The sequence below is a fragment of the Sphingomonas populi genome, assembly GCF_004208535.1.
In the GTDB taxonomy this organism is placed as follows: Bacteria; Pseudomonadota; Alphaproteobacteria; order Sphingomonadales; family Sphingomonadaceae; genus Sphingomonas; species Sphingomonas populi.
Genome location: NZ_SGIS01000025.1, coordinates 59,922 through 72,599 on the forward strand (window position 1 = coordinate 59,922; position 12,678 = coordinate 72,599).

Consider the following 12,678-nt stretch of genomic DNA (forward strand, 5'->3'; position numbering starts at 1 on the left):
TGGTTGTCCGGATAGCGGTCTTTCCTTTCTGCTCGTCGAGATGGTTGTAGTGCAGCTGGCTGGGCCCAAGACCTTCATGACCTCACGATTGGAGCTTCTCCGTGACTTGGCGATCCGTGGGCCGACGCGCCGCATATGCTGCAGAAGCGATTTTGCATCAGGATGCGTCTCCACGGATAAAAGCCGAGAAACGCTTCCAGAACCGCCGCGAGTCGCGCCGTTTGCCGCCGCATCGGCGACCGGAACTGCCGCTTTGCCAGCGGCGCCCTCATGGTGGAACCGTAGCAACGCCGTCTGAATTACCGCTGCCTTGTAGCTGGTCATCGTCGGTCTCGTTTCATGCCGTGCGCCTCCAATAGAGCGCCGATCGGTTGACACTTCAACCCTAAAACTTTAAGCCTGTACTAATTGGCGGCGATGAGGTGATCCCGTGGCGACGCAGAGCTATGACGACTATCGCGAGGACATGATCGGCCGTGCGAATGTGGCCGATACGACTGAGCTGCGCGACTATTATCGCGAGCTCGAGCAATTCAACGCAGGCGCCCTGTGGACGGTCGCCAACAAGATCGAGCCGTGGCAGCCGCAGACGGCGTCGGTCCCGGTCGTGTGGCGCTATCGCGATCTTCGTGACAAGGTTCTCCGCTCCACCGCCCTGGTGACGCCCGAGCAGGCCGGGCGACGCGTGATCTATCTCGACAATCCCGGCCGCCACGACGTGTCGGCGGCGGTCGGCTGGCTCTATTCGGGCCTCCAGGTGATGAACCCGGGCGAGCTCGCGTCGAGCCATCGCCACTCGGCCTCGGCTCTGCGCTTCATCATGGAGGGCGAGGGCGCCTTCACCAATGTCGATGGTCACAAGATGACGCTCGGCGCGAACGATTTCGTGCTGACCCCCAATGGCACCTGGCACGAGCATGGCGTCGCGGAGGGCGGCACGCCGTGCATCTGGCAGGATGGCTTGGATATTCCGCTAATGAATGCGCTCGAGGCGGGCTTTTACGAGGTTCATCCCGAACTGCAGCAGGCGGTGACGTATCCGGTCGATGATTCGACCTTGAGCTGGGGAAACCCGGGACTCAGGCCCGCAGGCGCGGAATGGTCGAAACGGTATTCGCCTTTGTTCAAATATGAATGGGGCGCCACGTACGAAGCATTGCACCGCTTCGCCAAGGCGAGTGATGGCTCGCCGTTCGACGGCATTCATATGGATTACGTCAACCCGGCCACCGGAGGCCCGGTGATGCAAACGATCGGCGCGAGCATCCAGATGCTGCGTCCTGCCGAGCATACCAAGGCACATCGCCAGGTCGGCAGCTTCCTCTACCAGTGCTGCAAAGGGTCGGGCTATTCGATCATCAACGGTCGGCGCTTTGACTGGCAGGAGCGCGATATCTTCTGTGTGCCAAACTGGACGTTCCACGAGCATGTCAACGGTTCGGCGAGCGAAGACGCCTGCCTGTTCGCTTTCCACGACCTGCCGGTGATGAAGGCGCTCGGCCTCTATCGCGAACAGGCGTTCGGCGAGAATGACGGCCATCAACCTATCCTCGATCCAGCATAAGGACTGCCATTAATGCGTCTCGTAACCTACCGCTCCCAGGTCGATGCCGCCGGCCGGCTCGGCGCCATCGTCGATGGCCAGGTCGTCGATCTTGAACGTTTCGGCAAAACACAGAATGTCGCGCTGCCCTCGACCATGCTCGAGTTCATCGATCTCGGCCCGGTCGCGGTAAGCGGCACGACCGCGCTGCTGGCCTCGGTCGAGGGCAATTGGCCAATCGGCACCGCCGTTCCGCTCGCCAACGTCAAACTGCTCGCGCCGATCCCGCGGCCGCGCAAGAACATCTTCGGTATCGGGCTGAATTATATCGACCATGTCGCCGAGTCCGCCGCTGCGCTCGACACGTCGGCCGACCTGCCCAAGCAGCCGGTGATCTTTTCGAAGCCGCCGACCACAGTATGCGGCCCGGGCGATCCGATCCTGCACAATGCCAAGATCACCCAGCAACTGGACTGGGAAGTCGAACTCGCCGCGATCATCGGCACCACCGCCAAGGGCGTCGCGCGCGAGGGCGCGCTGGCCCATGTGTTCGGTTACACCGTGCTGATCGACATGAGTGCGCGCGATTGCCGTCGCGCCGGGCAGTGGATTTATTCGAAGGGGCAGGACAGTTTCGCGCCGATGGGACCGTGCATCGTCACGGCCGACGAGATCCCCGATCCGCAGACGCTCGATCTGTGGCTGACCGTCAACGGCGTCGAGAAACAGCGCAACAACACCAGCCACATGCTGTTCAAGGTCGACGAGCTGATCGCCGACATCAGTCAGGGGATCACGCTCGAACCGGGCGACATCATCGCCACCGGCACGCCTGAAGGCGTCGGCGCGGGCCGTACGCCGCAGGAATGGCTGTGGCCCGGTGATACGATCGAATGCGGCGTCGAGAGCATCGGCACGCTGCGCAACCCGGTGGTTGCGGCCTAGACGTCGGGGTAGGCGACCGCTGGTCGCCTACTTTGCCTCGGCAATCCTGACAGTCCCGAATACCGTCGAAACCTTTTGCAGCAATTGCGTGTCTTCCCCTGGGTTCGACAACCAAGGGGAAGATGAATGCAGATGGCCCTACGCCGCGACGGTGATCCGCACCGGATCGCTCGTCGAAATCCCCGCGCGTATATCGTCGGGCCACGCCTCGGGCCGCCCGGTATCGAGGTTCATGCACACGAGCACCGCCGAGGCCTCAACGCGTGTCTCCGCGCCGCTAGTGACGCGATAGCGCACCTGACACGAACTGCCCCCGACCTGATCGACGATCAGCCCGATCGACAGGAGATCGCCCAAACGGCTCGGTGCGACAAAACGGGTGTCGATCTTCAGCGTCGGCACGCCGAGCCGACGATGAAGGTGTAGTTCGGCGAAACCGCAGCCGGTGCGGATCGCGAACCATTCCTCGACGGTCGCGTTCAGCATTTCGAAGTACCGTGGGTAGAAGACGATGCCGGCGGCATCAACGTGCGCGAAGCGCACGGGCATTTCCAGAACAAAACTCATTGGGTGCCCTTCGCGGCAATCGAGGTTTTTACCGTCGCGAGCCGGTCGAACAGCTGCTGCAGCACTTCTTCCGGCACATCGCCAAGCATCTCTTCGATCCAGTGATGGTGGGCGACGGCCAGTTCGGCAAAGTGCGTGGTACCCTTGGGGGTAAGCGTGGCGATCAGCGAGCGACGATCATGCTCGGCTGCTTCGACCGCGACGAAGCCGGATTCCTGCAACTGGCGAACGATCGCAGTAACGTTACCGTTCGACACCAGCAGCATCTGCGACAGGTCGCCCATCGTCATGCCCTCAGCACGACGGTCGAGCGCCGCCAGCACGTCGAACCGTGGCAACGTGGTCTTGTATTGATCGATGAAGCGGCGGCGAAGGCGTTTTTCGATCACCATAGTGCAGCTGAGCATACGCAGCCACATACGCACGCTGGTCGGGCCGTGGAGCTGGCCGCCATATTTCTCACCGGGATCGTGATCGTGTGTGTCGCTCATATCAGCCCACAAGGGTTTCGGCCGCGCGCTTTAAATTCTGCGCAAGTTGAACCTGACCCATGACATAGGAAGCAGGGACATGCACGTCGCGATAGCCCGCCGCCGCGGCGGCGTGGAGCGTCCACATTGGGTCGATGAGATGCGGACGTCCGAGCGCGACGAGATCGGCGCGACCGGCGGCAAGGATCGAATTGGCGTGGTCGGCCTCATAGATGTTGCCGACCGCCATCGTCGCACAGCCGACTTCGTTGCGGATGCGGTCGGACAGCGGTGTCTGGTACATCCGGCCATAGACAGGGCGGGCATCGGGCGATGTCTCGCCCGACGAGACGTCGATCAGGTCAACATCCTCGGCGGCGAAGGCACGGGCGATCTCAACCGCATCGGCCGGGGTTATGCCGGCCTCGCCGGCCCAGTCGTTCGCGGAGATGCGCACCGCAAGCGGCTTGTGTGCCGGCCAGGCGGCGCGCATCGCGCGCACCACCGACAGCGGGAAGGCGAGCCGGGCGCTCAGCGTGCCGCCGAAGGAATCGTCGCGGTGGTTCATCAACGGCGTGATGAACGATGAGAGCAGGAAGCCGTGGCCGGCCTGCACTTCGATCATGTCGAAGCCGGCGGCCTCGGCGCGGTGCGTCGCGGCGACGAACGCGTCGCGGACCGCGTCCATGTCGGCATGGCTCATTGCCGCGGGTGCCTGGCCGCCCTTGCGCCACGCCTCTCCCGAGGCTGACAGCAAGGGCCAGGCCCCGTCGGCCAGCGGTTCATCGTAGCGATTGCCTATTGGCACCGCGGTCGCGCCGCGTGCGCCGGCATGACCGAGTTGAACGCAGATCTTGGCTTCCGAGCCGGCGTGAACGAAGTCGGTCACGCGCCGCCATCCGGCGATCTGCGCGTCCTCGTAGAGTCCTGGACAGGCGGGGGTGATACGGCCGCTCGCGGTCACCGCGGTCATCTCAGTGATGATCAGGCCGGCGCCGCCCTGAGCACGTGCGCCGTAATGGACGAGATGGAAGTCGTTTACCTTGCCGCCCCTGTCTGCCTGATAGGTAAGCAGCGGCGCGACGACGATCCGGTTGGCGAGGAGCATCTCACGCAGGGTAAACGGCACGAACATCGGCGGGGCAGCGCGCGGATCGGATGTATTCGCAGCGGCTCCGCCTGTCTCGAACCATTGCTCGACCGTTCCGAGCCAAGCAGCGTCGCGAAGCCGAAGGTTTTCATGACTGACCCGCTGGCTGCGGGTCAGCAACGAGTAAGCGAACTGGATCGGCTCGAAACCGAGGTAGCGGTCGAGCGTCTCGAACCACTCGGTCGAGTTCCTCGCCGAGTTCTGGATCTTGAGCACTTCGATCTGACGCTCGGCCTGATAATCGGCGAGTCCGCGTGCTAGCGCAGCCTTGTCCGTCACATCTATGTGATCGAGCACCGCCGCGAGCTTTATCGCGTCTTCCAGCGCCAGTTTGGTGCCCGAGCCGATCGAGAAATGCGCGGTATGCGCTGCGTCGCCAAGCAAGACGACATTGTCGAACGACCATTGGTTGCACAGGATGCGACGAAAGTTGATCCACGCCGCCGAGCCGCGCAGATGCGCCGCGTTCGTCAATAGCGCTTCGCCGTCGAGGTGGCGCGCGAAGATGCGTTCGACGGCGGCGATCGCATCGGCCTGTTCCATCCGGTCGAAGCCGAGCCCTTTCCAGGTGGCTTCCGAACACTCGACGATGAAGGTCGAGCGGGTATCGTCGAAGCGATAGGCGTGCGCCCATACCCAGCCCGCTGGGGTCTGTTCAAAGATGAATTCGAACGCGTCGAACAATCGCGCCGTACCGAGCCACATGAACTTGTTAGCGCGGGTCTGGATGTCGACTGCGAAACGGTCTTCGTGTGCGGTGCGAATGCGGCTGTTGACGCCATCCGCAGCGACGATCAAATCATAGCCGGCATAGGCAGTAAGGTCTTCCGAGAATTCGGTTTCGAACAGCAATTCGATGCCAAGCTGGCGGGCGCGGTCCTGCAGGATGCGCAGGAGCCGCTTACGGCCGATTCCGATGAAACCGTGTCCACCCGATCGCACGCGTTCCTCGCCGATCACGACGGCGATGTCGTCCCAATGCGCGAAGCTGTCGGAAATGGTGGCGGCGCTGACCGGATCGTTCGCCACGAGATTGGCGAGCGTCTGGTCGGAGAAGACCACGCCCCAGCCGAACGTGTCGCCATCCTTGTTGCGCTCAACGACGCGGATATCCGCGTTGGGTTCCCGCAGCTTCATCGAAATGGCGAAATACAGGCCGGCAGGACCGCCCCCAAGACATATTATGCGCATGCCAACCTTTCAAATTATGCTTTAGGTATAAAGCATCTTGATGAGGAATAGCAAGCGCGTTGGCGTTCAGGGCGGCACACGGTCCAGATTATCGTGCAGCCGATTGAGCAGCCCGATCATCCGATCGAAGTCCGTCGCCGAAAACCCTTCGATCAAATTCGCATACACCGGCGCCGTCGCCGCACGCGCTTCGGCCAGCTTGACGCGCCCGTCCTGCGTCAAATCGACCTCGGTCACCCGGGCGTCCTCGCTGCCGGGGGCCGAGGTTACCAGCCCGGCGTCGCTCATCCGTCCGATGATCCGCATCATGGTCGACAGGTTTATCACGCTGGCCTCGGCGATCTGGCCGATGCTGCGCGGAGCGTGCTCGCCCAGCACCATCAGCACGCGCCAATTGGGGATATCGAGCCCGATCGCGCGCAGCCGCGCGCCGATCACGATATTGTAGCGGCTGACAGCGCGGTTGAGCAGGTAGAAGGGGTAACGATCGACCTGGAACTCCGCCGATCCGGGGTCACCGAGCGAGCGCTGGTCGAGCCGTTTGGCGCGGTCTTTGGGGGTCGAGGTCATGCGGTGGGCTTAATCGGCCGGGAAGATCGCAGCAATGCCGATAACACTTGCATATGCAAGTAATGTCCAGCATCATCGGAGTCGCAGACGAAACAAGGGACAGTGCCATGACGACGCTTCAAAGCTTTGTGGAATCGGTCGCCAGCGGGAGCATCCGCGTCATCGACCTGACCCAGATTCTGTCCGAAGACACGCCGATCCTCGTCTTGCCAGAGCAATTCGGCCAGACGGCGCCATTCAGCCGCCAGGAAATCTCGCGCTACGACGAACGCGGCGTGGCGTGGCACTGGAACAACTTCACCACCGGCGAGCATACCGGCACGCATTTCGATGCGCCGATCCATTGGGTCTCGGGCAAGGATCTGCCCAACAACACCGTCGATACGATCGTGCCGAAGGATTTCGTCGGCCCCGCCGTTGTGATCGACGCCTCGCGGGAATGCGCCGCCGACGCCGATTTCCAGTTGAGCGTGGCTTTCATCGAAGCGTGGGAGGCCCAGCATGGCCGCATCCCGGCCAGATCCTGGGTACTGCTACGCACCGACTGGTCGAAGCGGTCGCCGGAAGAGTACACCAACCGTCGTGAGGATGGGCCGCATACGCCCGGCCCCGACCCGGACGCGGTGCGCTTCCTGATCGAAGAACGCGACGCGCACGGCTTCGGTGTGGAGACGATCGGCACTGACGCGGGGCAGGCGCATCTGATGGACCCGCCCTATCCGGCGCACACATTGTTCCACGGCGCCGGGCGCTACGGCTTGCAGTGCCTCGAAAATCTCGACCAGCTCCCGCCGACCGGCGCGGTGCTGGTCGCGGCACCGCTGAAGATCGCAGGCGGCTCGGGCAGCCCGTTGCGCGTCCTCGCGTTCGTGCAGGTCTGATCCGGTGGCGGAGCGTTCGTTCAAGAAGGAGGTCGAGCGGCTTCGGCTCTGCGCTGGCGAGATCTTCGAGGGCGAGGGCATTCTCGCTGTCACCAAGGCGTTGCTGCAGTCGGGCGTAGCCTATGTCGGCGGCTATCAGGGTTCGCCGATCAGCCATTTGATGGACGTGTTCGCCGATGCCGATCCGTTGCTGAAAGAGCTCGGCGTCCATTTCGAATCGTCGGCAAGCGAAGCGACGGCGGCGGCGATGCTTGCGGCCTCTGTGAATTACCCTTTGCGCGGTGCGGTGGCGTGGAAGTCCGTGGTTGGCACCAATGTTGCCTCCGACGCGCTCTCGAACATCGCCAGCGGCGGGGTGACCGGCGGGACGCTCATCATCGTGGGCGAGGATTATGGCGAAGGTTCCTCGATCATGCAGGAGCGCACGCATGCTTTCGCGATGAAATCGCAAATGTGGCTGCTTGATCCACGCCCCAACCTCACCTCGATCGTCGACCTGGTCGAGAAGGGCTTCCAGCTCTCGGAAGCGTCGAACACCCCGGTGATGATCGAGCTGCGGGTGCGGGCGTGCCACGTTACTGGCAGTTTCGTGGCCAAGGACAATCTGCGTCCGCCGCTCACCGTCGGCGCGGCGGCGGCCAATCCGCATCGCGAGCTTGACCGGATCGTGCTGCCGCCCGCCAATTTCCTCCACGAAGTCGAGAAGGTCGAGAAGCGCTGGCCCGCCGCGCAGCGCTTTGTCGCCGAGCACCGCCTCAATGAGCATTTCGGGCCGAGCGAGGGCGAGGTCGGGATCATTGTGCAGGGCGGGCTTTACAACATGCTCAATCGCGCTCTCGAGCTGGCTGGCCTGTCGGATGATTTCGGCAAGGTTTCCCTGCCGATCCACTGTCTCAATGTGACCTATCCGCTGCTGCCCGACGAGATCGCGCGTTTTTGCGCGGGCAAGCGTGCGGTGCTGATCGTCGAGGAGGGGCAGCCCGAATTCATCGAGCACGAGCTCAATACGCTGGTGCGCCGCGCAGGCCTGCAAACGCGGATCGTCGGCAAGGACGTGCTGCCACGCGCGGGCGAATATACGGGACAGGTGCTGCTCGCCGGTCTGACTAAGTTCCTACAGGATTGGGCCCCTGCGCTGGCGCCTCAGACCGTTCCGGCCTTTACCCCCGACAAGGACATCATTGCCGAAGTTCCGCAGCGACCCGCGGGGTTCTGCACCGGCTGCCCTGAGCGACCGATCTTCTCTGCGATGAAGCTCGTGCAGCGCGAGCTCGGCGAGTTGCACGTTTCAGCCGATATCGGCTGCCATCTCTTTTCGATCCTGCCGCCGTTTCACATCGGCAACACCACGATGGGCTATGGTCTCGGCACCGCCGGCGCCTCCGCTTTCCGACCGACCGCAGGCACGGGCGGAAAGCGCGCGGTCGCCATGATGGGGGACGGGGGCTTCTGGCACAATGGTCTGACCTCGGGGATCGGCAATGCCGTTTTCAACCAGGACGACAACGTCACGATCATCGTCGACAATGGCTATTCCGCCGCGACCGGCGGGCAGGACGTGCTCTCGTCCAGGGCGCAGAACGATACGCGTCGAACCAACAACCCGATCGAAAAGGCGTTGCGGGGCATCGGCGTGAACTGGGCGCGCACCCTTACCAACACCTATGACGTGGCTGGCATGCGCGATGCGCTGAAGGAAGCACTGACCACGCCGCAAGCTGGCCCCAAAGTGATCGTCGCGCAGTCCGAGTGCATGCTCAACAAGCAGCGCCGTGTGAAGCCGCTGCTCGCGCAGGCCGTGAAGGACGGCAAACGCGTCGTGCGCGAACGCTTCGGGGTCGATCCCGACACCTGTACCGGTGACCATGCGTGCATCCGCCTGTCAGGCTGCCCGTCGCTGTCGATCAAACCCAACCCCGATCCGCTCCGCAGCGATCCGGTGACGCATATCGACAATAGCTGTGTCGGGTGCGGCAATTGCGGCGAGGTTGCCCACGCGGCGATCCTGTGCCCGTCCTTTTACAAGGCGGCGATCGTCATCAATCCGAGCAGGTGGGATCGTACAGTGAACCGCGTGCGCACGGCCATCATCGGCTTCCTGCAACAGCGTCACGACCGCGCGCTCGCGGCGAGGGCGTTCTGATGGCACAGTTGGACAAACGCGAGCGGATCACCGTCGCGATCCTGGCGCTGGGCGGGCAGGGCGGCGGCGTGCTCGCCGACTGGATCATCGATCTGGCGGGGCACAACGGCTATCGCGCGCAGGGGACGTCGGTGCCCGGCGTGGCGCAACGTACCGGCTCGACCGTCTATTATATCGAGATGATCCCGGTCGAACCAGGCGACAACCGTGGCGAGCCGGTATTGGCGCTCAACCCGGTGCCGGGGGATGTCGATGTGGTGATCGCCTCCGAGTTGATGGAGACGGGCCGCGCGATCCTGCGCGGGTTCGTCTCGGCCGAGCGCACGACGTTGATCGGCTCGACGCACCGCATCTTCGCGATTTCGGAGAAGTCGGCGCTCGGCAATGGGGAGGGCAACGGCCAGAAGATTCTCAATGCGGCCGAACGCCGTTCGAAGCGCTTCGTCGGGTTCGACATGGACGCGGCGGCGAGCGAGGCCAAGAGCGTGATCAGTTCGATCATGTTCGGCGCGCTCGCCGGGAGCGGGGCGTTGCCCTTCTCGCTCGAAAGCTTCGAAGCTGCGATCCGTGCCGGGGGCAAGGCAGTGCCGGCCAATTTGCGCGGTTTCGCGTTGGGTGCCGAGCGGGCGGGCGGCTTTGTTGCACAGATCGAAGCGGCGGCGCGTCCGCCCGAGCCGACCAGCGCGGCCGGACGCCGGCTCACAGCGCGGATCGAAGCGGAATTGCCAGCACCCGCGCATGCGTTCGCGATAGAGGGTGCGCGGCGGCTTATGGAATATCAGGACACGGCGTATGCCGCGCTCTACCTCGATCGGCTCGGCATGATCGGCGCGCGCGACGATGGCACCGACGATCATGCGCTGAGCCGCGAAGCGGCACGGCATCTCGCGCTATGGATGGCGTATGAGGACACGATCCGCGTCGCCGACCTGAAAATCCGCAGCAGCCGCTTCGCGCGCGTGCAGTCAGAAGTCGATGTGAAGAGCGGGCAAGTGCTCAGCGTCACCGAGTATATGCACCCGCGGCTGCAGGAAGTGTGCGAGACGTTGCCCGCCGGGATCGGCCGCTTCATCCTCGCGCGGCCCGGATTGCGGCGCCGGCTCGAACCGCTGTTCGCCAAGGGCCGGCATGTCGAGACGACTAGCCTCGGCTGGTTCCTCGCGCTGCGTCTTATGGCGAGCATGCGCGGCCTGCGGCGGCGGTCGCTGCGCTATATCGAGGAGCAGGTGCGGATTGAGGGCTGGCTGCAGGCGGTGCGCGAAGCTGCGCGGCACGACGTGCCGCTCGCGACCGAACTGTTGCGCAACCAGCGCCTGATCAAGGGCTATAGCGACACGTTCGAGCGCGGCCTCGCCAACTTCGTTTCGGTGATGGCGGCAGCCCCGCTCAACGGTGGACCGGACGCCGCCGAACGCACCCGCCGTTTGCGGGACGCCGCGCTCGCCGACGACACCGGCAAGGCGCTGGCCGCCGAAATCGCGGTAGCGCTGGCGCAATAAGTACGTGGCTCTCCAACGTGACCACGTCGCCAACAATGTCATCATCTTCGACATAGATAATACGTGCCATCGCCACCTCTCCCAAGGCGGCGACTCTGCACATTCATAGTTAAACATGAACTAAGCGGGATCCGGGCATGGCTGAGATGCCGCTGCCGCTGCCGCTGATACGGCCCTTCCAATCCTTCGATGGAACCCCAAAGTTTTTGTAGGTGTGGGACGGTTTTCACCGTGGCAGCCGCTCGGGCGCTACCGTGAATCTGTGTCCAAATAATGCACAGGGGCCAGCTTATCTGATCGCGACCACCTTGACGCCGGTGTCGGCCGCCACGTCCTTCCACGCGTGATCGGCGGTGTACGCTGGCACGTCCAGTCGTTTCGCAAGCGCGAGACAGAGCCGGTAGGTTATCGTGCTTCCATCCGGAATCCGAGGGCTCCGTCATTGTTCCTGCAAAGTAGAGAAGTCCCTATTTCCGCCAGATAGAAATGTCACCTTCTGATGCAGCAGGGGCTGCGCGGAACCCTTCCAGCTTGTGCAGCGTAGCCCCTGCTGGTGCGCTGGTCCGGCAATGGCAGACCCCCGGACCCACTGCGAAGGCAGTGGGCTCCCTCATATGGGCTCGAGCATGCGCTGCGCTGCTTCGATCGGGCTGAGCCGGGGAAGGGGTGGACGGCCCCGCTTGCGCTTGACCGGTGCGCCTTCCTGCGGCTGCGGGGGCCGGAACATGTTTGCGCCCTGGGATCTTCGGCACGGCTCGTTGTTGTTGCGCTTCCTCGGCGGCAACATCTCTTGCATCGCCTTGGCCATCGCCAGCGCCGCATCGAGATGCTTGTTCTCAACTATCGCCGCCTGATTTACCTGCCGGATCTTGTCGAACACCCGGTAGGGCAGGACGTGTTCCTCGTGACGTATCTCGAGCCGACCGTCAGGATACTCGCAGACATCGACCCGCTTGCCCGCCAGCGGTCGGCTGACCTCGGTAGGTTCGAGGATGATCATCGCCTTGTTGTAATGCAGCGTCAGCGCCTGCGTCACCGTACGCTGCTCGCGCCAGACCATCTCGGCCTTGAGATCGTCATGCGGGGCAAGGGGGCGATGCACATCGCGTGGATCGAACGGCACCTTGGCGAACCGCTGGTTGTGGCGCGCCATATAGCCCGGCAGGAAGGCGTTGGCCTCGGCAATCGTCGATATGCCATCGAGCCGCATCGCCTTGACCAGGCGGTCTTGCAGCGTCCCGTTGGCGCGCTCGACCCGGCCCTTGGCCTGTGGCGAGTTGGCGCAAATGATCTCAATGTTGAGCGCTTCCAGCGACCGGCCGAAGTGGGTCATTCCGTCGCCCTTGGCCGAGGCTGTGTTGTTCCGGAACACGCCGTGCTTGTCCGAGTAGATCGCCACCGGCTTGCCGTGTGCCTCGATATAGGCGGTCATTGCATCCATGTAGGCGAACGTGTTCTCGCTCTCGACCATCCTGAGGTGCATCAGCTCGCTGGTCGCATCGTCGATGAACACCAGCAGCGTGCACTGCGGTCCGCGATTCTCGAACCACCAGTGCTTCGAGCCATCGACCTGGACCAGCTCGCCGCGACAAGGGGACCATGAGGAAGTGTGGGGCATCGGTAGCGAAGTAGGCGTCGGCACGCTATGCAGGGCTGGTGGCCGGTCCTACGAAATCGATCCAAATCGCCGCTGAACCGGAGGCTGCGGAGCCAGGCGCG

At 63.5% G+C, this 12,678-nt stretch carries 10 protein-coding genes; 5 read left to right on the forward strand and 5 right to left on the reverse strand.

From position 1 onward, the window contains the following. The first annotated feature begins 430 nt into the window (after positions 1 to 430). Together EWE75_RS15940 and EWE75_RS15945 are read left to right on the forward strand one after the other, a co-directional pair. Positions 431 to 1,564: a cupin domain-containing protein gene (locus EWE75_RS15940; RefSeq protein ID WP_130159089.1), complete on the forward strand. Its 1,134-nt coding sequence runs from the start codon at positions 431 to 433 to the stop codon at positions 1,562 to 1,564. Between the two features lie 12 nt (positions 1,565 to 1,576). Further along, positions 1,577 to 2,488, forward strand: a complete 912-nt coding sequence (locus EWE75_RS15945; RefSeq protein ID WP_130159090.1) for a fumarylacetoacetate hydrolase family protein — start codon at positions 1,577 to 1,579, stop codon at positions 2,486 to 2,488. A gap of 138 nt (positions 2,489 to 2,626) precedes the next feature. Here the strand turns inward: EWE75_RS15945 and EWE75_RS15950 are convergent, their stop codons facing one another. From EWE75_RS15950 to EWE75_RS15965, 4 genes are all read right to left on the reverse strand, one after another. Further along, positions 2,627 to 3,055 (reverse strand): acyl-CoA thioesterase, encoded by a 429-nt coding sequence (locus tag EWE75_RS15950; RefSeq protein ID WP_130159091.1) that lies wholly within the window; start codon positions 3,053 to 3,055, stop codon positions 2,627 to 2,629. Beyond that, on the reverse strand, positions 3,052 to 3,546 hold the full coding sequence (locus tag EWE75_RS15955) for a MarR family winged helix-turn-helix transcriptional regulator (RefSeq protein ID WP_130159109.1): 495 nt from the start codon (positions 3,544 to 3,546) through the stop codon (positions 3,052 to 3,054). The genes EWE75_RS15950 and EWE75_RS15955 overlap by 4 nt, the downstream gene beginning before the upstream one ends. Before the next feature lies 1 nt (position 3,547). Continuing rightward, the gene (locus EWE75_RS15960) at positions 3,548 to 5,866 is read right to left on the reverse strand and encodes a bifunctional salicylyl-CoA 5-hydroxylase/oxidoreductase (protein ID WP_130159092.1); all 2,319 of its coding nucleotides are present in this window, start codon (positions 5,864 to 5,866) and stop codon (positions 3,548 to 3,550) included. 66 nt (positions 5,867 to 5,932) lie between these two features. Further along, the gene (locus tag EWE75_RS15965; protein WP_130159093.1) at positions 5,933 to 6,436 is read right to left on the reverse strand and encodes a MarR family winged helix-turn-helix transcriptional regulator; all 504 of its coding nucleotides are present in this window, start codon (positions 6,434 to 6,436) and stop codon (positions 5,933 to 5,935) included. A gap of 107 nt (positions 6,437 to 6,543) precedes the next feature. On the opposite strand from EWE75_RS15965, the gene EWE75_RS15970 reads away from it, so the two are divergent. Genes EWE75_RS15970 through EWE75_RS15980 form a run of 3 tightly spaced genes read left to right on the forward strand, consistent with a single transcriptional unit; the run spans position 6,544 to position 10,959 of the window. Next, a complete protein-coding gene (locus EWE75_RS15970) occupies positions 6,544 to 7,317 on the forward strand; it encodes a cyclase family protein (protein ID WP_130159094.1) in 774 nt (257 codons plus the stop codon). Positions 7,318 to 7,321: 4 nt separating this feature from the next. Next, a complete protein-coding gene (locus tag EWE75_RS15975) occupies positions 7,322 to 9,460 on the forward strand; it encodes a ferredoxin family protein (protein WP_130159095.1) in 2,139 nt (712 codons plus the stop codon). Continuing rightward, on the forward strand, positions 9,460 to 10,959 hold the full coding sequence (locus tag EWE75_RS15980) for an indolepyruvate oxidoreductase subunit beta family protein (protein WP_130159096.1): 1,500 nt from the start codon (positions 9,460 to 9,462) through the stop codon (positions 10,957 to 10,959). Before EWE75_RS15975 ends, EWE75_RS15980 begins: the two co-directional genes overlap by 1 nt. A gap of 610 nt (positions 10,960 to 11,569) precedes the next feature. Here EWE75_RS15980 and EWE75_RS15990 read toward each other — a convergent pair. Then, on the reverse strand, positions 11,570 to 12,577 hold the full coding sequence (locus EWE75_RS15990; protein ID WP_427915789.1) for an ISNCY family transposase: 1,008 nt from the start codon (positions 12,575 to 12,577) through the stop codon (positions 11,570 to 11,572). Between the last annotated feature and the right edge of the window lie 101 nt (positions 12,578 to 12,678).